The 20,828-nt window shown below is 33.7% G+C and carries 21 protein-coding genes; 6 read left to right on the forward strand and 15 right to left on the reverse strand.

Going from position 1 to position 20,828, the window contains the following annotated elements; all coding sequences use genetic code 11:
* Positions 1–51: 51 nt before the first annotated feature.
* The 4 genes from HYN56_RS03270 (at position 52) to HYN56_RS03285 (ending at position 4,328) form a co-directional block, all read left to right on the forward strand.
* Complete coding sequence (locus HYN56_RS03270; protein WP_109190867.1) at positions 52–1,371, forward strand: GntP family permease; 1,320 nt, start codon at positions 52–54, stop codon at positions 1,369–1,371.
* Positions 1,372–1,375: 4 nt separating this feature from the next.
* Complete coding sequence (locus tag HYN56_RS03275) at positions 1,376–1,843, forward strand: RidA family protein (RefSeq protein ID WP_109190868.1); 468 nt, start codon at positions 1,376–1,378, stop codon at positions 1,841–1,843.
* Positions 1,844–2,150: 307 nt separating this feature from the next.
* Complete coding sequence (locus tag HYN56_RS03280; protein WP_109190869.1) at positions 2,151–3,242, forward strand: D-TA family PLP-dependent enzyme; 1,092 nt, start codon at positions 2,151–2,153, stop codon at positions 3,240–3,242.
* Between the two features lie 15 nt (positions 3,243–3,257).
* Positions 3,258–4,328 (forward strand): dipeptidase, encoded by a 1,071-nt coding sequence (locus HYN56_RS03285; protein ID WP_109190870.1) that lies wholly within the window; start codon positions 3,258–3,260, stop codon positions 4,326–4,328.
* Here HYN56_RS03285 and HYN56_RS03290 read toward each other — a convergent pair.
* Entirely contained in the window at positions 4,325–5,101 is a 777-nt protein-coding gene (locus HYN56_RS03290) for a DeoR/GlpR family DNA-binding transcription regulator (RefSeq protein ID WP_109190871.1), read from the reverse strand. The genes HYN56_RS03285 and HYN56_RS03290 overlap by 4 nt on opposite strands.
* Positions 5,102–5,257: 156 nt before the next feature.
* On the opposite strand from HYN56_RS03290, the gene HYN56_RS03295 reads away from it, so the two are divergent.
* On the forward strand, positions 5,258–7,549 hold the full coding sequence (locus HYN56_RS03295) for a family 20 glycosylhydrolase (protein ID WP_109190872.1): 2,292 nt from the start codon (positions 5,258–5,260) through the stop codon (positions 7,547–7,549).
* A 286-nt stretch (positions 7,550–7,835) separates the two neighbouring features.
* Here HYN56_RS03295 and HYN56_RS03300 read toward each other — a convergent pair whose 3' ends face one another.
* Genes HYN56_RS03300 through HYN56_RS03315 form a run of 4 tightly spaced genes read right to left on the reverse strand, consistent with a single transcriptional unit; the run spans position 7,836 to position 11,703 of the window.
* Positions 7,836–8,582, reverse strand: a complete 747-nt coding sequence (locus HYN56_RS03300) for a succinate dehydrogenase/fumarate reductase iron-sulfur subunit (protein ID WP_109190873.1) — start codon at positions 8,580–8,582, stop codon at positions 7,836–7,838.
* Positions 8,583–8,628: 46 nt separating this feature from the next.
* Positions 8,629–9,003 carry a four helix bundle protein gene (locus tag HYN56_RS03305; protein ID WP_109190874.1) on the reverse strand — a complete coding sequence of 125 codons (375 nt, stop codon included), beginning with the start codon at positions 9,001–9,003 and terminating at the stop codon, positions 8,629–8,631.
* Between the two features lie 22 nt (positions 9,004–9,025).
* The gene (locus HYN56_RS03310) at positions 9,026–11,026 is read right to left on the reverse strand and encodes a fumarate reductase/succinate dehydrogenase flavoprotein subunit (protein WP_109190875.1); all 2,001 of its coding nucleotides are present in this window, start codon (positions 11,024–11,026) and stop codon (positions 9,026–9,028) included.
* 11 nt (positions 11,027–11,037) lie between these two features.
* A complete protein-coding gene (locus tag HYN56_RS03315) occupies positions 11,038–11,703 on the reverse strand; it encodes a succinate dehydrogenase cytochrome b subunit (protein ID WP_109190876.1) in 666 nt (221 codons plus the stop codon).
* Between the two features lie 355 nt (positions 11,704–12,058).
* Here HYN56_RS03315 and HYN56_RS03320 point away from each other — a divergent pair, with 355 nt between their 5' ends.
* A complete protein-coding gene (locus HYN56_RS03320) occupies positions 12,059–13,420 on the forward strand; it encodes a hydroxymethylglutaryl-CoA synthase family protein (protein ID WP_109190877.1) in 1,362 nt (453 codons plus the stop codon).
* A gap of 212 nt (positions 13,421–13,632) precedes the next feature.
* On the opposite strand, the gene HYN56_RS03325 is transcribed toward HYN56_RS03320, so the two are convergent.
* The 10 genes from HYN56_RS03325 to HYN56_RS03375 form a co-directional block, all read right to left on the reverse strand.
* Positions 13,633–14,367, reverse strand: coding sequence for an alpha/beta hydrolase (locus HYN56_RS03325; RefSeq protein WP_109190878.1), 735 nt, complete (start codon positions 14,365–14,367; stop codon positions 13,633–13,635).
* A gap of 27 nt (positions 14,368–14,394) precedes the next feature.
* Positions 14,395–15,753 (reverse strand): hypothetical protein, encoded by a 1,359-nt coding sequence (locus HYN56_RS03330; RefSeq protein WP_109190879.1) that lies wholly within the window; start codon positions 15,751–15,753, stop codon positions 14,395–14,397.
* Between the two features lie 483 nt (positions 15,754–16,236).
* Positions 16,237–16,608, reverse strand: a complete 372-nt coding sequence (locus tag HYN56_RS03340) for a hypothetical protein (protein WP_146194563.1) — start codon at positions 16,606–16,608, stop codon at positions 16,237–16,239.
* A gap of 44 nt (positions 16,609–16,652) precedes the next feature.
* Positions 16,653–17,204: a hypothetical protein gene (locus tag HYN56_RS03345; protein ID WP_109190882.1), complete on the reverse strand. Its 552-nt coding sequence runs from the start codon at positions 17,202–17,204 to the stop codon at positions 16,653–16,655.
* A 102-nt stretch (positions 17,205–17,306) separates the two neighbouring features.
* Complete coding sequence (locus HYN56_RS03350; RefSeq protein ID WP_109194707.1) at positions 17,307–18,047, reverse strand: LytTR family DNA-binding domain-containing protein; 741 nt, start codon at positions 18,045–18,047, stop codon at positions 17,307–17,309.
* Positions 18,048–18,152: 105 nt separating this feature from the next.
* Positions 18,153–18,524 (reverse strand): hypothetical protein, encoded by a 372-nt coding sequence (locus HYN56_RS03355; RefSeq protein WP_109190883.1) that lies wholly within the window; start codon positions 18,522–18,524, stop codon positions 18,153–18,155.
* A gap of 1 nt (position 18,525) precedes the next feature.
* Positions 18,526–19,080, reverse strand: coding sequence for an ADP-ribosyltransferase domain-containing protein (locus HYN56_RS03360; RefSeq protein WP_109190884.1), 555 nt, complete (start codon positions 19,078–19,080; stop codon positions 18,526–18,528).
* Between the two features lie 52 nt (positions 19,081–19,132).
* Positions 19,133–19,588, reverse strand: coding sequence for a GNAT family N-acetyltransferase (locus HYN56_RS03365; protein WP_109190885.1), 456 nt, complete (start codon positions 19,586–19,588; stop codon positions 19,133–19,135).
* A 195-nt stretch (positions 19,589–19,783) separates the two neighbouring features.
* Positions 19,784–20,221, reverse strand: coding sequence for a GNAT family N-acetyltransferase (locus tag HYN56_RS03370; RefSeq protein ID WP_109190886.1), 438 nt, complete (start codon positions 20,219–20,221; stop codon positions 19,784–19,786).
* A 16-nt stretch (positions 20,222–20,237) separates the two neighbouring features.
* Positions 20,238–20,813, reverse strand: coding sequence for a hypothetical protein (locus HYN56_RS03375; RefSeq protein ID WP_109190887.1), 576 nt, complete (start codon positions 20,811–20,813; stop codon positions 20,238–20,240).
* Positions 20,814–20,828: the final 15 nt, after the last annotated feature.

Here is a 20,828-nt window from a genome sequence, read left to right on the forward strand (position 1 = left end):
TATTTGAAATTCCAACCACAATTATAACTAACTAAAATACAACCACAAACCATGAGCATTCTCATACTCACTGCATGCATTATTTTTTTAATTCTACAGATTGCCTGGTTTAAAATCAATCCGTTTATAGCTTTTATTATTACGTCCCTTTTGGCTGCGCTTTTTCTGGGATTGCCAATAGAAACGATTTCTCCTGTTTTGCAAAAAGGACTTGGCGAAATGCTCGGTTCGATTACTTTAATTATTGTTTTCGGAACTTGTATTGGTAAACTTGCTGTTTCTTCCGGTGCTGCAAAAGTGATTGCCAAAACGGTTATGAATTGGACTGGAAGAAAATATGTTCGTTTGGGTTTAATGATAACTGGTTTTATAATTGGAATCCCGCTTTTTTACAGCGTTGGTTTTGTGCTTTTAGTTCCGTTAATTTTTTCGGTTGCGCATCAATTTAAACTGTCAAAAGTATATTTAGGAATTCCAATGCTGGCTTCACTTTCTGTTGCACACGGATTTCTGCCTCCGCATCCTTCACCAATGGCTTTGAGCAGCATTTTGAAAGCAGATATCGGATTGGTTTTAATTTACGGAATCATAATCGCGATTCCGACAATATTGATTGCAGGTTTATGGTTTTCAACCCGATTTAAAAACATCAAAACCGAATCGGATCATGAAATTTTAAATGTGGAAGAAATCACCAATGAAGGTAAATTACCCAGTTTTGGTTTGAGTTTATTCTCTGCTTTATTTCCCGTTTTCGGATTAACGATTACTTCTTTACTTCCGCTGATTTCAGATAATGCAAAACTAATCGCTGTCTGCAAAATTATTGGAGATCCAAGTATCATCATGTTATTGTCACTTTTACTTTGTACTTACACTTTAGGAATTAAAATGAACAGAAGTATGTCATCTGTTATGGACGATTATACGCAGGCTATAAAAGATGTCGCTTTAATTGTTTTAATTGTCGGAGGTGCCGGCTGTTTAAAAGAAGTTATGATTGTAAGCGGCGTAAACGAAACTATTGTCGCGACTTTAAATCAGGTTAATATCCATCCCTTTTTATTAGCATGGATAATGGCTGCAATAATTCGTATTTGTGTGGGCTCTGCGACTGCTGCCGGATTAATGACTGCCAGCGTTTTATTACCTTTACTACAATCCAACGATTTAGACCCTAATCTCTTTGTATTATCTGTCGGGGCCGGAAGCTTAATGTGTTCTCATGTTAACGATCCGAGTTTCTGGATGTTCAAGGAATATTTTAATATCAGTCTAAAAGACACTTTTAAATCCTGGACCGTAATGGAATCATTGGTTTCTGTTCTGGGAATTGTATTTATATTTATTTTAAACGCTTTAATACATTAAAATCATGAGTTTAAATCCGCAAGAAAAATTCGAAAGTCTGGGTTTGTCATTACCTCCTTCTCCACAGCCTTTGGGTATTTACAAACCGTATTTAGTAGACGGAAAATATTTATATCTATCCGGACACGGCCCTGTTCAGGATGACAAATCTTTAATTATTGGCCGTATTGGAGAAGACATGGATATCGAGGCTGGAAAACTAGCTGCAAGACAAGTTGGATTGACTATGCTTTCGACAATTGTAACCAATTTTGGAAGTTTAAGCAAAGTAAAAAGAGTCATCAAAGTTTTAGGAATGGTAAATTGTACCTCAGATTTCCTAAGACATCCTTACGTAATAAATGGTTGCAGCGAATTATTTGCAGAAGTTTGGGGACAAGAAAACGGAATCGGCGTGAGAAGTGCTGTCGGATTTGGATCACTTCCTGATAATATTCCGGTTGAAGTAGAAGCGCTTTTTGAATTGTACTAACTGTTTCGTTTTTTTAAACACATAGAGACATAGTTTATTTAGATTTATAAATAAGGAAAATGAAAGAAACTAGTTTCTCACACATAACTGTGTGAATTTAAATAAGTGAAACTCCTTTTTCAACACAAAAGAAAACCATGACTCTTCTATGTGTTAAAAATTTAGCTACAGATTAGAAGGATTAAAAAGATTAATCTGCGTGATCTGCCACACGAGCGATAGCGAACTGGCAAAGCAAATCTGCGAGAGAAAAAATCCTTCAAATCATTTTAATCTGTGGCAAAAAAATTAAGTAAAATATAGATTTATGCAAAAGAACTGGTGGGAAATAAATTCTGAAACACTTATCGATACTCCGTTTTTAGCAGTTTACGAAGATCGGGTAAGACAAAATATTGAAAAGCTCATTTCTTATGTAAAAGGTGACACGCAGCGATTGCGCCCGCATATTAAAACACATAAAAATGCCGAAATTTTAGAGCTTTTTAAAATTTATAATATCAAGAAAATAAAATGCGCTACAATTGCTGAAGCTGAACTGGCCGCCAATCAAAATATCGAAGACATTCTTTTAGCTTATCAACCTGTTGGATTAAAAGCCGAAAGATGGATTTCATTAATTAAAAAATTTCCTGAGATTCATTTTTCAACTATTACAGACAATTTGAAAACGGCTTCTGATTTAGATGGAATTGCTAAAAAAAACAATCTTATTTTGTCTGTTTATTTAGATTTAAATACCGGAATGAACCGAACTGGTTTTTCAATTTCAGAAAATTGGATTGGGTTAATTGACCAAATTTCACAATTAAAAAATATTCAATTTGAAGGGATCCATATTTATGATGGTCATATAAAAGGAAGTGTTGAAGAAAGAAATTTAGAAGCTTCTAAGTCTTTTGAGCAAATTATCAGTAAAGCAGAAAACTTTAAAATTGTTGCTGGAGGTTCTAATACTTTTCCGTTTTATGCCAAACAGGAAAATGTAGAATGTAGTCCGGGAACTTTTGTTTTTTGGGATTCTAATTATCAAAATAACTTACCCGAGCAGGATTTTAAACCTGCATTAGTAATCGTTGGAACCATTATTTCAAAACCTACAAAAAACACTTTTTGTGTCGATATTGGTTATAAAGCGGTTTCATCAGAAAATCCGATTGACAAAAGATTGGTTGTTTTGAATGATGAAAATCTTATTCCAACTGCACATTCTGAAGAACATTTGGTTGTAGAAAATCGAGGCCAGAATGAATATGAAATTGGCAATATTATTTATGCTGAACCATATCATGTTTGTCCAACTGTTGCCTTATATGACAATCTTCAGGCGGTGAATAAAAAACATCAAATTTATGCGCAATGGCCTGTTGGTGCGCGAGGCCGAAAAAATACTATTTAATTTTTAATCTGAATTATGTTTATACTAGACGCCCATTTGGATCTCAGCATGAATGCAATGGAATGGAATCGTGATCTGAGAAACGATGTTCCAACTTTACGAAACTTAGAAAAAGGAATGACCGACAAACCTGACCGCGAACGTGCGACGGTTTCTTTTCCTGATTTGCGACGCGGCAATATTGGAATTGTCGTTGCCACTCAAATTGCAAGATTTGTAAAACCCGGCAGTATTATTCCGGGATGGAATTCTCCGGAACAAGCCTGGGCACAAACTCAGGGACAGCTGACCTGGTACAAATCCATGGAAGAAGCCGGAGAAATGACGCAGATTACAGATAAAAAATCACTCCTAAATCATTTTGATTTATGGAACGATGGAACTTCAAACGATAAGAAACCAATTGGATATATTTTAAGTTTAGAAGGCGCCGATTCAATTGTAAATATTTCCTATTTAGAAAAAGCCTATAATTACGGATTACGAGCCATTGGCCCTGCACATTACGGCCCGGGAAGATACGCCAACGGAACCGATGCAACGGGAAAAATGAACCAGAACGGAATTGATTTATTGAAAGAAATGGAACGTTTGAATATTATTCTCGATGCAACCCATTTATGTGATGATGCTTTTTGGCAGGCATTAGATCATTTTAATGGAGCAGTTTGGGCAAGTCACAACAATTGCAGGGCTTTAGTTGATCATAATCGTCAATACAGCGACGAGATGATTAAAGCTTTAATTTCCAGAGGAGCTGTTATTGGCGGTGCTTTAGATGCGTGGATGATGGTTCCGAATTGGGAAAGAGGAATTTCAGATCCGAAGAAAATGAATTGTAGTTTAGAAACCGCTTTCAAACACATGGATCATATTTGCCAGCTGGCAGGAAATGCAAATCATATCGGAATTGGTTCTGATTTGGACGGCGCTTTTGGAACAGAACAATGTCCGTATGATTTAGACACTATTGCCGATTTGCAAAAATTAGTTCTGATCTTTAAAAATCACGGTTATTCTGATGAAGATCTCAAAAAAATCTTTCATCAAAATTGGATTGATTTTCTGGTAAAACATTGGGATTAAATAACCGTCAGATTAGGAAAGTTCTCTTTGTATAATTTTAATTTTTTATCATTAGGCTCTTCTTCGGTAATTACATAATTTACCTCAGACAAACTAGCGATTTTCATTTTAAGAACCGTATTTAATTTTTCTGTAATAGTTAAAACCGCTGTTTTTTTAGAAGCCTGAATCATTGCTTTTTTAACCTGAACCGTTTCCCAATCAGAATCAGAATAACCGCCGTCAATGTCAAGAGCATTTGTTCCTAAAACCAAAAGATCTGCTTTTATGTTGGCCAATTGATGAAAAGCCTCACCGCTTACACACATCTGACTGTACGAAGAAATGCTTCCGCCAATCATAATGGTTTTGATATTGGGTTTGTCTAAAAGCTGAACCGCCGTTAGAGCCGTAATCGTAAAAACAGTTAAATTAAGATCGTTTGGAATTAATCGGATGAACTCACGAATGGTAGTTCCTCCATCAACAATTAAAACCATTCCGTCATGAAGAAGTCCGACCGCTTTTTGAGCAATAACTTGCTTGGCTTCGACAGCATAAGTCTGGTTGGATGAAGAATAGTGATATCCTTTTGTCATCGCGCCGCCTTTTACTTTAATTAAAAGTGCGTCAGCGTCAAGCTCATTAATATCACGACGAACAGTATCTTCGGAAACACCAAGTTTAGCCGAAAGAGTTTCAAAACTAACACGCGTGTGCAGGTTAATCTCTTTTAGAATATGATTTTTACGTTCTTCTTTACTGTAATTTAAAACTTCATTTTCAGTGCTCATGCCGATTGTTTTTTTCTAATTACAAAAATAAACAATTCGTAAATATTTCATTCAATCCAAAAGCTGTATTCGCAAGAAAATCATTCAAAAATTCAACTTTAAAACCATTTATCTATCTTTAAAATACCATTTTACAAAATTTAAAGTTTTTCCCTTATGAAAAAAATCTTTTTTCTTTTCTTCTTCTTAGCTTTTTTAAATGGAAATGCTCAAAATTCACAACAGAACATCTCGATAATTCCTGCTCCAAACTTTTATAAATTGACAGGAGACAGCATTCTAATCAATGGAAAAGTTCAAGTGAATTTTATAAATAAAAATTTCAGTGATAAAGAATCGAAATCGGCAAAAATTTTAGAATCGGCATTAAACTCGAAATCAAATTCAAAGAAATCAAATATAAAAATTGAGTTTAATTCAGATGTAAATTTCAAATCGAAAGAAGGTTATAAAATTGAAATTTCTTCAAATAAAATTTCAGTTTCAGGAAAAGAAGAAGGATTATTTTATGCTGTTCAAACTTTATTACAGCTTCTTCCCAACAAAATTTCTGCTGAAATTAAATTACCCTGCGTAATTATCGAAGATCAACCTCGATATTCTTACCGAGGCTTGCATTTAGACGTCTGCCGTCATTTTTTCTCTGTTTCTGTTATAAAAGATTTTATCAGACAAATGTCCAGCTATAAATTAAATAATTTCCATTGGCATTTAACTGACGATCAAGGCTGGAGAATTGAAATAAAAAAATATCCAAAACTGACGGAAGTCGGCTCCAAAAGAGCGCAGACTTTAGTGGGGAATAAATTCGAAAGATCTCCATTTTTTTTCGATGGAAATCCATACGGCGGATTTTACACTCAGGAAGAAATTAAGGACGTTGTAAAATTTGCCGAAGCGCATTATGTAAATGTAATTCCCGAAATAGAAATGCCGGGTCATGCTTCTGCAGCTGTAACCGCATATCCAAATCTAGCCTGTTTTCCAGATCGGAATTATAAAGTGGTAGAATCCTGGGGCGTTTTTGAAGATGTTTTTTGCGCCGGAAAAGGCGAGACTTTTACTTTTTTGGAAGATGTTTTAACAGAAGTTATGACTTTATTTCCAAGTAAAAACATTCATATTGGCGGAGACGAATGTCCAAAAACGAGATGGAAAGCTTGTCCGAATTGTCAAAAAAGAATCAAAGATTTAGGTTTAAAAGATGAGCATGAATTACAGAGTTATTTCATTAAACGAATCGAAAAATTCCTGAATGCAAACGGAAGACAGATTTTTGGCTGGGATGAAATCTTGGAAGGGGGACTCGCACCAAATGCTGCCGTTATGTCCTGGCGAGGAGAATCGGGCGGTATTCACGCTGCAAAACTGAAACATCCGGTTGTAATGACGCCCGAAAGTACTGTCTATTTTGATTACAATCAGGGATATTCTCCAAACGAACCGCTCACGGTCGGCAGATTAAGTACTTTAGAAAAAGTGTATCATTACAACCCAACTCCTGTGGATAGTTTAACTGTTGAAGAACAAAAATATATTATCGGAGTTCAGGCCAATTTATGGTCGGAATATTTAACCAGTCCTGCAAAATTGAATTATATGCTTTATCCGAGAATTTTTGCTTTGGCTGAAATTGCCTGGACCCAAACTCCGAATAAAAATTACAATCATTTTATCCAAAATCAATTACCCTATCATTTAGAAAAACTGGAATTAGAAAACAGATTATATAAAGTTCCAACGCCTTTTGGTTCTGAAGAAAAAGCATTAATTGCATCAAAGTATATTTTAGATTTAAAACCAACAATAAAAAACGGAAAAATCCTTTATACGATTGATGGATACAATCCAGATGAAACAGCAGAATTATATCAAAATCCCGTAACGATAAATATTCCGAAAGGAGAATATCGAATTATAAAAACAATTCAAATCAGCGAAAGCGGTCAAAGAAGCTCTATCAATAAAATTATTGTCCGCAATCCGGATTTAAAACCTGCAATTACAATTCAACCAAAGAAAAACGGACTAAAATTTGACTATTTCACAGGAACATTTAAACAGGTTCAGGATTTGGAACTTTCGAAACCAGTTAATTCCGGAGTTTTAGAAGGCAAAATCAGTGCAGAAAAATGGAAAACGAAATTAGAGCGTTATATCGGTTTAAAATTCAACGGATATATCTTTATTCCAGAAACAGGAAATTATACTTTTTCGACGCTTTCAGACGACGGATCGAAGCTTTTTATAGACGATGAATTAATTGTAAACAATGATGGTATTCATTGGATGAATGAAGATTACGGAGCAGTTAAATTGGAAAAAGGATTCCACAAACTCAACATCAGTTATTTTGACTTGACTGGCGGCACGATTTTAAACTGTTTTATGCAGAAAGAAGGTAAGAAGAAAGAAGAAATTAATGCTTCACAGCTTTACTACGAATAGAAAGTAAAAAAGAACAACTCTTTTGATTGGATAGAATTTATAAAAACTGCTTTATCCTTAAAAACCCTAGCGGGGTTAAATATTTATAGAATATCAATAAAACAAATTAAAAAAAGCTCCAGCGGAGTGACATATTTTTGTAACTGTAAAATTATGTCACTCCGCTGGAGCTTTATCTCGCAAACGATTATTTCTTTGCTATAAATATTTCGCTTCTCCGAAGCTTACAAAAAAAAGGAGCTCTCTTTTGAGAAAGCTCCTTCTAATTTTATATAAAAAAGATAAATTAACCTTTTAAACTTGCTGCTAAATATTCACGGTTCATACGTGCGATATTTTCAAGTGAAATTCCTTTTGGACATTCAATTTCACAAGCTCCTGTATTAGTACAGTTACCGAAACCTTCTAAATCCATTTGGTGAACCATGTTTAATACACGGTCAACTGCTTCAACTTTACCTTGTGGCAATAATGCATATTGAGAAACTTTTGCAGAAACGAATAACATTGCTGAAGAGTTTTTACAAGTTGCAACACAAGCTCCACAACCAATACAAGCAGCTGCATCAAATGATTTGTCCGCATCGTCTTTGTTAACTGGAATAGTATTCGCGTCGATTGTATTTCCTGAAGTGTTTACAGAAATAAATCCTCCTGCGTGTTGAATTCTGTCAAAAGAACTTCTGTCAACCACTAAATCTTTAATTACCGGGAAAGCTTTTGCTCTAAATGGCTCGATAAAAATCGTGTCACCATCTTTAAACATACGCATGTGCAACTGACAAGTTGTAACACCTCTGTCTGGTCCGTGCGCTTCACCATTGATGAATAAAGAACACATTCCGCAGATTCCCTCACGACAGTCGTGGTCAAATGCTACAGGCTCTTCTCCTTTGTTGATTAAACCTTCGTTAAGAACGTCTAACATTTCAAGGAAAGACATATCCGGTTCGATTCCATCGATAGGATATTCTACAATCCCTCCTTTATCTTGAGCGTTTTTTTGACGCCATATTTTTAATGTAAGTTTCATATTTATGTTATGTGTTATAAGTTAAGAGTTAAACGTCATAGGGTTACTATTCCATTTTCGTCTTAGCTAAATAATTTATGTATCCATTTAATATTGCTTTGGTTCTTTCGAACCTTTCTCTAAATTGTTGCAACAAATCTTCTTCAATATAATTCTCATCTAAAGCAGTAATTACCTGATTTAAAGCTTCTGTTAAAGAACCTCTTGCAATTCTACAGAATTGAATATTTTCTTGATAATGATATCTGCCAAACCCTTCGGCAATATTATCACTAACAGATCTAGAAGATCGTTTTAGCTGACTTGTTAAGGCATATTTTTCGTCAATTGGAAATTTCGAAAGAATATTTCGAGAAACAAAGATTCTTAATTCACGTGCTGCTTTCCAGCACTCTAAATCTTCGAACGACTTTAAACTCATAACCCTTAACTCTTAACCTTTATTATTTATAACTTCTTTGAACTAATTTAATGTTTTCGTAATTAAGCGGTTCTTTGTGCAACACTGCATCACTTGGTTTTCCTTTGTATTCCCAAGCTGCAACGTATGCAAAGTTTTCGTCATCACGAAGTGCTTCTCCTTCTTCTGTTTGGTATTCCTCACGGAAGTGACCTCCACAAGATTCGTTACGGTGTAAAGCATCTTTCGCGAATAACTCTCCTAATTCTAAGAAATCGGCAACACGAGTCGCTTTTTCTAATTCCTGATTAAATTCAAAAGCGCTTCCTGGAACTTTTACATCTTTATAAAACTCTTCACGTAAAGCAGCAATTTCTTCGATAGCTTCAGTTAAACCTTTAGCGTTACGAGCCATCCCTACTTTATTCCACATAATTTTACCTAGTTTTTTGTGGAAATAATCAACAGAATGTTTACCGTTATTGTTGATGAATTTATTGATCTGATCTACAACTGCATTTTCAGCTTCAACGAATTCTGGCAAGTCTGTAGAAATTGGTCCCATTTTAATATCCGGAGCTAAATAATCTCCAATAGTATAAGGTAATACGAAATATCCATCAGCTAAACCTTGCATTAAAGCAGAAGCTCCAAGTCTGTTTGCTCCGTGATCAGAGAAATTAGATTCTCCAATTGAGAAACATCCAGGAATTGTAGTCATTAAGTTATAATCAACCCAAGTTCCACCCATTGTGTAGTGAACTGCCGGGTAAATCATCATTGGTGTTACATAAGGATCTTCGTCTACAATTTTCAAGTACATTTGAAATAAGTTTCCGTATTTACTCTTAACAATATCAGTTCCTAATTTAGTAACTAAAGCTTTGTCATTTTCATTCAATCCTTTTACGTGAGCAGCTTCTTTTCCGTAGCGTTCGATAGCTGCTGCAAAATCAAGATAAACAGCTTCTCCAGTTTTGTTAACTCCAAAACCAGCATCACATCTTTCTTTAGCCGCACGAGACGCAACATCACGAGGAACTAAGTTACCAAACGCAGGGTATCTTCTTTCCAAGAAATAATCTCTTTCTTCTTCAGATAAATCAATTGCTTTTTTCTTTCCTTCGCGGATTGCCTGAGCATCTTCTAATTTTTTAGGCACCCAAATACGACCGTCATTACGTAAAGATTCAGACATCAAAGTCAATTTAGACTGGTGATCTCCTGAAACCGGAATACATGTTGGGTGAATTTGTGTGTAGCAAGGATTTGCGAAAAACGCTCCTTTTTTATGAATTTTCCAAGCTGCTGTTGCGTTACTTCCCATAGCATTTGTTGAAAGGAAAAATACGTTTCCGTATCCTCCAGAACCAATTACTACTGCGTGAGCAGAATGTCTTTCTATTTTTCCTGTGATTAAGTCACGAGCGATAATACCTCTCGCTTTTCCGTTCACGATTACAATGTCAAGCATTTCGTGACGGTTGTACATTTTGATTTTTCCACGACCAATCTGACGGTTCATTGCAGAATAAGCTCCTAACAATAATTGTTGTCCAGTTTGTCCTTGTGCGTAGAATGTACGAGAAACCAAAGTTCCTCCAAAAGAACGGTTATCTAAAAGTCCGCCATATTCACGAGCCAATGGCACCCCTTGAGCCACACACTGGTCAATAATATTTGCAGAAACTTCAGCCAAACGGTGAACGTTTGCTTCACGTGCACGGTAGTCACCTCCTTTTACAGTATCGTAGAACAATCTGTAAACGGAGTCACCGTCACCTTTATAATTTTTTGCCGCGTTGATACCTCCTTGTGCAGCGATAGAGTGCGCACGACGTGGAGAATCCTGGAAGCAAAATGCTTTTACGTTATATCCTAACTCAGCCAAAGTAGCCGCAGCCGAACCTCCAGCCAAACCAGTACCAACAACGATAATATCTAAATTACGTTTGTTAGCAGGGTTTACTAAATTAATATGATCTTTATAATTTGTCCATTTGTCCGCTATAGGACCATTTGGAATTTTTGAATCTAATGCCATTATAATTGATATTAATTATTGAAATGATGAAATAAAGCGATAATTACGAAAGCTGCCGGAACTACAACCGCAAACCAGTAACCTACTTTCGCCAAAAATCTAGAGTATTTGTTGTGCATCCCTACTGATTGAAGAGAAGATGCAAACCCGTGCCATAAGTGAAATCCTAAAAGGATAAATGATACACAGTACAATGCTGTACGAACCGGGCTGTGAAATTTGTGAACTAACTCTCCATAATACCTTGTAGCATCTGGTGCTGTTCCAGCTATATATTTATAGCTAACTTCAGGAAACCAGAAATCATAAAAGTGCAATCCTAAGAAAGCCAAAATAACCAATCCAGAAATAATCATATTTCTAGAACTCCAAGAAGCGTTTGCAGCTCCGTTGTATTTAGCGTATGCAATTGGTCTTGCTGCGCTGTTTTGTGCCGTAAGTACAAATCCCATTACAAAGTGGAAAATTACTCCAAATGCCAAAACTGGTTGCATTACATACTGAATCAGCGGATTGTAACCCATAAAGTGAGAAGCTTCGTTGAAAACGTCTTCACTAAGAACGGAAATAAAATTTAAGGTAACATGCAGCGCTAAAAACGTGATTAAGAATATTCCCGAAAGAGCCATTGCTACTTTCTTTAAGATGGAAGCATTCAACTGTGCAGATTGTGCCATAAGTGTTAAGTAGTTTATTTTAAAAAATTAGACAAAAATAACTCAATTACAAAAGAACTACAACCATTTCGTTGTTATTTATAATGATTTTAAAATAGCGCCTCCCTACGTATTTTTACGTACAAAATTGAAGTTTCTAAAAAATAATTTATTATAGAAAACCTCAGATTAATGTTTTTTAACTTTTAAAAAGAAATTCAACCCTAAGTAGATTACCAAAAATTTATCATATTGTTATTTTATTCAAAGTTTTGATTTGTTTTCTTTAAAAGTGTGATCACCAATAAATTTTGTCTAAGTAAAAAATTGTCATTCCACAACATAGTTTTACCTTTAGCCGCTCAAAAAAATAAGAATGAAAACAGGAATTGATGCTATATCTTTTGACGTAGCAAACATACATTTACCCATAAAAACTTTGGCGATTGCCAGAAATATAGAACCCGAAAAATTAGAAAAAGGTCTTGGCTTACTGAAAATGACTTTCCCGGACGTTCATCAGGATGCGGTTGTTTTTGGAGCAAACGCTTTAACCAAGCTTATCATCGATAATAAAATTGACCTAAAAGAAATCAGCAGAATCTATGTTGGTACCGAAAGCGGTGTTGACGGTTCCAAACCAATTGCTTCTTATTTAATTAGTTTAATGGAGCAGAAATTTGGAGAAGATTCTTTAGCAGAATGCGATGTTGTTGACTTTACTTTTGCTTGTATTGGCGGAGTTGACGCGATGCAAAACTGCCTTGATTTTGTAAAACTAAATCCAACTAAAAAAGCAATCGTAGTTACTTCAGATTTTGCAAAATACGATTTAAATTCTGGTGGAGAATATACTCAAGGCGCCGGAGCTGTTGCGATGTTGATTGCTGCAAACCCCAAAATTATTGCTTTTGATGACAATTGGGCAACTAGCACAAAAGGTGTTTTCGACTTTTTCAAACCTTACAGAACTATTTCTAAAGAAGAAATCACAAAAAACACCAACAACGATTCCTGGTTTGACAATTTAGAAGCCGAAATCGAAATCCACAAAGATCAGCCGGTTTTTGACGGACAATATTCCAACCAATGTTATATGGATCGTACGCGTAATGCTTACTTTTCATTCAAAAAATTAAAAAACACTACCGAAACTTTATATAACACCTGGCATAGTATTGTAATGCATTTACCCTATTCTTTCCAGGGAAGAAGAATGTTATCTGAAATTTATACCTTAGATAGTGCTGAAAAAATTATTGCTGATGATATTGCACCTGCAGATTATCAAACAAAAATTAAAGAAGTAGCAAAATCTGAGGATTACAGAAGTTTTGTAACGGAGAAATTACAGCCAGCTGAATTGGCGTCTTCTTTAATTGGAAACCTTTACACCGGTTCGATTTTCATGGGATTATTGTCGACTTTGGCTCATTTTTATGATACAAACGCAGCAATTGTCGGAACTAAATTCGGTTTCTTAGCTTACGGAAGCGGATCGAAATCGAAAGTTTTTGAAGGAACTATTCAACCAGAATGGAAATCGGCTTTAGAAAATGTGAAGCTTTTTGAAAATTTGACCGAAAGCACAGAAATTGATTTCAATACTTATGAAAGTCTTCATAAAAAAGAACAAAAACAAAGCGTTAGAACTCCTAAAAACGAATGGGTTTTAGACAGAATTGAAAAAGAAATTCCTGTTTTGATTGGGGCGAGATATTATAAGTGGATTGATTAATTAAAATTTTAAAAATTCCAATAAAGGAAATCCAAATTCCAATAGAAAACCGAAGCAAATTGCTTCGGTTTTTTATTTATACCCGCACAGTTTGTCATTTCGACTGAAAGGAGAAATCACACTAGAAACTCTACAAAGATTGGCGATTTTGCATGTCGAATTACTAATGTGATTTCTCCTTCGTCGAAATGACAAGATTGGGTAGAAAACCCTTATTCCTCTATAAACGAAACCACAGCCTCTAAAGTTTCTTTCTGCTGTTGTTCCCTGCTGATATCGGCTTTATCATCTCCCAACTGAAATCCATAATAACCAAACTGGCAATGATTTGCTCCTTCTATTCGTAGAAACTTTGTTTCTTTGGGCAATTTGGATTTGTTTTGCATAATAGATCCTTCACCTGCAACTCCGTCTTTTGAACCGTAAATTTTTAAAACCGGAATCTCAATCATGGCAAGCGAAATATCTCTTGGATGTGAAGTTCCTATCAATATTAACTTATCAATCAATTTAGGATTTTCATATACAAATTGGGCAGCCATTTTTCCGCCCTGCGAATGTCCTGCCAGAATGTAGTTTTTTGAAGCATCTTCAAAAAGGTGTAAATCTTTAGGTTTGTTATATCCTTTTGATGCAAGTCGCCAAGGCATTTTTATCAAATAGACCTTTATATCTTGATCTGCCAATCTTCTGCAAAGCGGTACATAAGCTTCTGTCTCCACCATTGCTCCAGGGTAAAAGATAACAACATTTTTAAATTCTTTCTTCGGTTCAAATAAATAATAATCGGAAGCATCTTCTACTTTAACCAAATTGTTACTTTGTAAAAAAGACTTATCGACACCATCAGATTCATAAGAATAAAACAGCCAAATTGTAAACAGCAAACCTGCCAAGATCCATATTGTCTTTAAAATTCTCTTCGGTTTCCATTTTTTTGTTTTCATATTCAACTGATGTTTTTTTAATGAAAATTATTGAGCATCATCCACGTTATAATGTTGTTTAATTTCTCGAAGAATATCAAATACAACGTCAATATTATTTTCCTTGTATCTTCTTGCCCAAAAACTGTAAACCCAAAATGTACTTACTTTTATGCTGTAATCCGGATCTGGATCGTCTTTTGTATTTTGTTTAATTAAATGCAGCACCTTTTTCGAAGCAAACTTGCTGAGTTCTTCATAATGAAAATCAGGATACTGTGTGTTTTTTCCTAAAACCATTATTTTATAGATTTTATTTAAAGCCTCTTCCGGATTTTCAGTCCTGTAAAGATCGTTATGACTTTCAATCAAAATATCTACAATAACATTTAGATTGGAATCGTAATAGGTTTCATCTGAAATAAAAGCATAAATCAAAGGACTATAACTATCATATGTTTTTTGAATTGATTCAGGGTTTCGCCCGATCATTTTATCAACCGCCACCAAATCGTCATATCTATAAGAATAAAAACCTGATTCTATTGAGCCTCTCAAATAGCAAATCGATTCCTTTTTGTCCAGACTCAAGAAATCAGATAAAAAAAAGCCGAAAAGTTCCTGAACCTTTGATTTGGTATAAGATTCATCAAAAAGCTCCATAAAATAATCTCCCGTTTCAAGATCCGGAAAACTCATTTTACTAAATCCGTAATAATCATAATCTGATTCGTTTTCATCAGCCTTACTTTCTGCTTTTACAGGAACTACCACTTTTGTCACCTTTTTTTCACTTGAAGGAATTTCAACATCTTCTCCAAATAAATTTTTCAAAATAGCATATAAACTGTCACGATTATAGGATTTTACCATTAACGCGTTAGTCGAAGCGACAAATAATGATCCTGCAAAAACAATTACAGAAATCAAAATCATTAAAAACCCTAACAGCTTTGTTATTTCATTAACCGATTTTTTAATGTGCAGTAAAAGACTAATTACCAAACTTGAAACTATCAAAATTGCTAAAGAAATAAAAAATCGATTACTAGAGTCATATCCCGGAACTGCTAAATCCAGATCTGAAACAATTGCCATAATACAAACTATAAAAGCCAGAATTCCAAAACTGAGATTAATCAAAAAGGAATTTCTCCAAAATTTATCATTTGCCACATTCTTGCTTCCCTCATCAATGGTCGAATTGGAATAAAAAATACCCGCAATCAACACTTGAATCAGTACTGAAAACATCAATAAAATTAAAACCGATGAACCAATCAATAAAACAATACTTATTGGAAGTCTATTAAAATCGTTTGTGTAATGAAAATCATGGAGCACAAAACTGCCAATCAGGATTACTATAATTTGAAGTATTAATACTGTTTTATAAGACTTTATCATTATTGTGTTTAATTATATATTCTTTTACTTCATTTAAAATTTCAGCAATCTTTGTTTCAATAATGAATACATCCACGTGACCCTATTTCACGACATAAGAAATTTCTCAAAAATAGAAACTTTTGGAATGTCTGCGTAAGAAATAGCAAAATAATTTATTGTGAAATAAAGCTTTATTCTAGCGTTGTTGCTGTTTTTATGTTTTTTAAAATTTAACCGCAAAGTCCGCAAAGGATTACGCAAGGTTCGCAAAGCTTTTTATGAACACAAAGCTTTGCGAACCTTGCGTTTTTACAACGCGATAACATAAAGGCTGTTATTATAATTATGAATTTTCTTTTTATCCAATGGAGAAGCGGTCGTTTAGATTGCTCCAAACGAGTTTGTTTGTTTTGTTTATACATTTTGAAAATGATAAATGATTAGACATTATTATTTCATCTTATGCTTTGAGATAGCATAAAGCTTCAGAAATAAATTTTCTTAAGCGCTGTATAAACTTTTACTAAAATGCTTTGAAGTGATTATTTCATTTATAAAAACAGATTGATTTATAAATGATGTTAGTTTTTGATGAAGCTGATTTTGAAGTTTTATAAGCTTTTCAATTTGAAAAGTAAAGACATTTTCAACATTTAGAAAATTCAAAACAATTGAAAATCGTATTTGATTCCAGGAAACAATCTGCCCGAGTTTATAGAAACGAGAACTTTTAAGATCCAGTTCTCTTCTTGAAACTACAAAAGAAGATTCGTAATAATCTGTCGATTTTGATTGAGAATATAAACTACCATCGCCCGCCATTACGACAAAAGCCAGAAAGAGTGCGATTAGGTATTTTAGCTGTTTTTTCAATCTTTAAGTTTTAATTATGGAACGAAAATACAACTTTTATTCTTTCAGCAATTTTTAGGTTTCATTTTATAAAGCAATAAACCCAGTCCTAAAACAAAAAACGCACAACTTAAAAGCATGCAAATTCCATTTTTCAACACAAAAAAAGAAAATCCAACCGCAACTGAACCAACCATTACCATTAAAGACTTTAGAGTTTCTGTTTTTATAAAAGTAAAGGCATGAAGCGCCAAACCCAGAAAAAGCAAAGAAGGGCCAACAGCCACAAATGGATAAAAAAGCAATGGAGAATTACTAATATGCTGGCTTAGTTCCGCTTTTTCTATTTCATTATTTCCGTAACCTGACATGATGAAATCAATTGTGCAAAGTCCGATATGAGCAACAACACCTAAAGCTGTCATAACAGAAGCCACTTTATTCATCTTTGTTTTTGGAAATGCATCATTAAAAGACAATAAAAAACAAGCGCCAATCAAATTAAAACAATGCGCAAAATCTATCGATGTATTTAAACTCGGAAAAATGTTAGAGAATAATAAATAACTGGCAAGAAAAAAGAGCAACCCGATTTGGCAAAAATGTTTTGTTTCCATAATTTGTTTTTAAAATTGATGAAGCAAAACTAAAATGAAAAGTTTCTGCAAAGTCTAATTTTACTGACTTTGGTACGAAATGCATAGTTTTAGGGATGAAATTTACAATGCCAATAAAACATCTTTGTAATTTCTGGAAACCGGAAGTTCGATTTGAGTCAAAATAATGGTATTTGTATTTCTCCAGGATTTAAAATGCATCGGATTTATTAAATGCGAACGGTGTATTTGAACTAAAAAACCAAAATCGTCCTGCACTTTTTTGAGAGAAGACCGAATAAGCTTAGAACAAAGTTTATCATTTTCGAGATAAAAAATCTCAACATAATTCTGCGCATTCGAAATGCAGACTAAATCGGCTTTTTTGATTTTCAGAATATCCAATCTATTTTCCCCTTTAAATAGTAAAATATCATCTTTTACGGGAATCAGTTTAATCAAATATCTTCTGGCAAGAATAATTACCGGAGTCAAAATCAAAGCGACTTTTATAAATATTATCGAGAAGAACTGGGAAAAAGTATATCCGCCATTTAAAATTGGACTTTTGTAAAAAGCAAAAACTCCAATCAAATACATTAAATAAAAGAGAAAAACAGCAAAGATTTCTAAGCTAATATTCCATTTTTCAATTCTTTTATAAAAGCTTTTTTGAACAATTGCCAAAAGACCATAACAGAAGAGCGCCATCAAACTAAAACCAAAACTGATTAAAAACCAAGCTCTGAAATTTATAGTTCCGTCATCAAAAGGTTTTATAATAAAAGCAAAAATGAAAAGCCACAAACTTATAAAAATGGCAATTACTAAATGATGTTTTACTGATGGATTTAGTTTATACATTTCAACTGTTTTTCCGCCCGCAAATCTCAAGAATCTGAAGTTTTTTCAAATGCAAAACATACAATTTTGGCAAGTTTCTTTTGTGGCACAATTTACAATGTATATTTATTTTTTTTCAGACGACATGAATTTTCGCCCCATTCGTTCTGACGTTTCTTTTAGATCTTTTAAAGCAGATTTGTTAGATTCGTTCATTAAATGAAGCAGTTCAATTCTATAATTCAAATCATCTAATAATTTTACGACATTCAGTTTTGTTTCTTTTGAAGTCACAAAATCATTAGACAAAATATATTCTAATAATTTTACATTAAAAGAATTAACATCTTCCTTTTTATTAATAGTATGTTCACTTTTATACTCTGACCTAATAGTTCCACGCTCAAAAAGCTCCGCAAAAACAGATGTTATAACAGCTAATACTTCTCTTTCATTTTTAAAATTTGATTTCTCTTTATATTCTTTTACTAAATCCATATCAAACTTCTTCTAATGTTATTGTTATTCTTCCCACTTTCTCTTCAATCTCCAGCACCTTAAATTTTGAACCAGACATGAACAGAACTTCTTTTTCATTTTGAGCTCCAACTCCTCCAAATTTACTAATTTTTTCTATGTCTTTTCCTCTTTTAGATATTATTATGAAAAGTGGACTCTCACTAAACATCCATGCTATTAACTTAGACTTACTACAAGACCAGAAACTTTTTTCAACAACAACAGAACCATTTGCAAATGCATCATAATATTTTTGCAAATCTGATCTGTTGCATATTATTGCCCTGTAACAAAGAGCTTTAAAACTTTCTAATTTATTGAGAGAGGAGTTTAAATACCTTCCAAATTCTGGCATACTCCCTCCATCTCTTAATATTTTATTTAAATAATCATAACCGTAATCGGTATAATGATAAATGATTGTTTTTTCAAATTCATTTAACTGGGTAATATGATTATGATGACTTGAGTTGATTATTTTACTCAACTCATCTGTCAATTTTTCTTCAACGTATTTTTGTAATTTTTCATCCATCGATTATACACAAATTATTGTTTTCCCTTAAAAACAAATTAAGTTGGGCGATTCATTCTATTATTCTCATTTCCATAATAGGCATGAAACGGTTTTTTATGGAAGTTTCGAATTCTCCAATTTTTACAAATCCCATTTTGGAGTAAAATTCCTCAGCATTTGGTTCTGAATCGAGAATTATTCTTTCTATTTTTTCTTCTTTTATTCGGTTTAAAAAATCGAGAACTAAATATTTTCCAAATCCTTTTCCAATATATTCTGGTAATATAAATAAATTATCGAGTTCGATTACTTTTTCATCTTTGAAAACATAAGAGTAGTAACCCATAATTAAATCATTATCAATCAATTTAAAAACGTTATGATCCCTAATGTAATCTTGAGAAATGGTTAAGTTTTTATCCCATTTCTGAATTTGTTCTGCCGAATATCCCCAATAAGCTTTTGACTTTTTGGTTATTGTTGTGAGAATTTCGTTGTCGGTTATGTTGGCTTTTTCTATTTTCATTAGTTTGAAATGGACATCTATCAAAATTTTTCAACACAATCTTGTCATTTCGACCGAAAGGAGACTCGAGCGATAGCGAACAGGCGGAGCAAATCACACACGAAACTCCGCATGCAAAATCGCCAATCTTTGTCGAGTTACTATTGTGATTTCTCCCTTCGGTCGAAATGACAAACTAGACTGATAATTCTTGGTTTACCTGTAAATCGTAAACTTATTATGACTCAAAGTAAAACCAAGATTCTCATAAATCGCTACGTTTTCTACTCGTTTTTTATTTGTCGTTACTTCGATGCTTTTTAAATTATTCTGCTCAGCAAAATTCAAAATCTCATTTATTAATACTCTTCCAACGCCTTGACCGCGATATTTTTGATGGATAAAAAACTCCTGAATTTCTCCCACCAATCCGCAATGATGTAAAAGGTTTTGGGTGTGAAAACTAATAAATCCTAGACCTTCAATTTCGTTTTCGGCAATTAAATAAAGGTATTTTGGGTTTGAAATGTTTTTGTTTAATATTGTTTCAAAAACTTCAAAATCTAAAACTTCGTTTTCTAGTTCGCAAATGGTTTTGTAGACGAAGTCTAGGTCTTGGCTTTGGATTTTTCTGATTTTGATTTTTGATTTCATGACTTACTAAAGCAATTTAAACCGACAACCATTCTAAAGTGATAAATTTATCGCAATTATCTTTCATATCAGAAGCCCAATCGATAAGTATCGCAGCACCTCCTTTTCTAATTTCATCTCTAACAATATCATAGTTTTCTTTTGCAGCAACAGGCCCTAGTCCTGCTAATTCAAAAACTATGTATTTTGTTTTGGAGAATGTCGCATATAATGAAAGTAGCATTTTAGAATTCCAAAAAAGTTCACTTACTTTCGTGTTCTTATTGACCCACGGCATTTCATAAATTTTCTCAACAAATTCGCTTTCCGTATTTGCTTTTTTCCTTAAATATTCGCCAACTCTAACCGGAAAAAACAAACTTCTAAATCTTGATTCTTTAAAATAATCTACATAGGTCAAAGGCTTTCTGATAGTTACATTTTCATTTTTTATTTTTCCTGTAAAAATATTCAGCAAATCTGTTTTTACATTTTGAAAATGAGCTCCTCCATACAAATACAAAATAACCAACTCGCCTTCTCTTAATTCAAATGGCGGTATAAAATACTCATTGGTTCTTATACCTTTACTTTCTAATACTAGTTCTTTCATGCTATTTCAATAAAA

It is taken from the genome of Flavobacterium crocinum, from assembly GCF_003122385.1.
Taxonomy (GTDB): Bacteria; Bacteroidota; Bacteroidia; order Flavobacteriales; family Flavobacteriaceae; genus Flavobacterium; species Flavobacterium crocinum.

Bases quoted from the DNA above. Each gene is read 5' to 3' on its own strand.
- HYN56_RS03270 (WP_109190867.1), top strand. From the start codon at position 52: ATGAGCATTCTCATACTCACTGCATGCATTATTTTTTTAATTCTACAG.
- HYN56_RS03275 (WP_109190868.1), top strand. From the start codon at position 1,376: ATGAGTTTAAATCCGCAAGAAAAATTCGAAAGTCTGGGTTTGTCATTA.
- HYN56_RS03280 (WP_109190869.1), top strand. From the start codon at position 2,151: ATGCAAAAGAACTGGTGGGAAATAAATTCTGAAACACTTATCGATACT.
- HYN56_RS03285 (WP_109190870.1), top strand. From the start codon at position 3,258: ATGTTTATACTAGACGCCCATTTGGATCTCAGCATGAATGCAATGGAA.
- HYN56_RS03290 (WP_109190871.1), bottom strand. From the start codon at position 5,101: ATGAGCACTGAAAATGAAGTTTTAAATTACAGTAAAGAAGAACGTAAA.
- HYN56_RS03295 (WP_109190872.1), top strand. From the start codon at position 5,258: ATGAAAAAAATCTTTTTTCTTTTCTTCTTCTTAGCTTTTTTAAATGGA.
- HYN56_RS03300 (WP_109190873.1), bottom strand. From the start codon at position 8,582: ATGAAACTTACATTAAAAATATGGCGTCAAAAAAACGCTCAAGATAAA.
- HYN56_RS03305 (WP_109190874.1), bottom strand. From the start codon at position 9,003: ATGAGTTTAAAGTCGTTCGAAGATTTAGAGTGCTGGAAAGCAGCACGT.
- HYN56_RS03310 (WP_109190875.1), bottom strand. From the start codon at position 11,026: ATGGCATTAGATTCAAAAATTCCAAATGGTCCTATAGCGGACAAATGG.
- HYN56_RS03315 (WP_109190876.1), bottom strand. From the start codon at position 11,703: ATGGCACAATCTGCACAGTTGAATGCTTCCATCTTAAAGAAAGTAGCA.
- HYN56_RS03320 (WP_109190877.1), top strand. From the start codon at position 12,059: ATGAAAACAGGAATTGATGCTATATCTTTTGACGTAGCAAACATACAT.
- HYN56_RS03325 (WP_109190878.1), bottom strand. From the start codon at position 14,367: ATGAAAACAAAAAAATGGAAACCGAAGAGAATTTTAAAGACAATATGG.
- HYN56_RS03330 (WP_109190879.1), bottom strand. From the start codon at position 15,753: ATGATAAAGTCTTATAAAACAGTATTAATACTTCAAATTATAGTAATC.
- HYN56_RS03345 (WP_109190882.1), bottom strand. From the start codon at position 17,204: ATGGAAACAAAACATTTTTGCCAAATCGGGTTGCTCTTTTTTCTTGCC.
- HYN56_RS03350 (WP_109194707.1), bottom strand. From the start codon at position 18,047: ATGTATAAACTAAATCCATCAGTAAAACATCATTTAGTAATTGCCATT.
- HYN56_RS03355 (WP_109190883.1), bottom strand. From the start codon at position 18,524: ATGGATTTAGTAAAAGAATATAAAGAGAAATCAAATTTTAAAAATGAA.
- HYN56_RS03360 (WP_109190884.1), bottom strand. From the start codon at position 19,080: ATGGATGAAAAATTACAAAAATACGTTGAAGAAAAATTGACAGATGAG.
- HYN56_RS03365 (WP_109190885.1), bottom strand. From the start codon at position 19,588: ATGAAAATAGAAAAAGCCAACATAACCGACAACGAAATTCTCACAACA.
- HYN56_RS03370 (WP_109190886.1), bottom strand. From the start codon at position 20,221: ATGAAATCAAAAATCAAAATCAGAAAAATCCAAAGCCAAGACCTAGAC.
- HYN56_RS03375 (WP_109190887.1), bottom strand. From the start codon at position 20,813: ATGAAAGAACTAGTATTAGAAAGTAAAGGTATAAGAACCAATGAGTAT.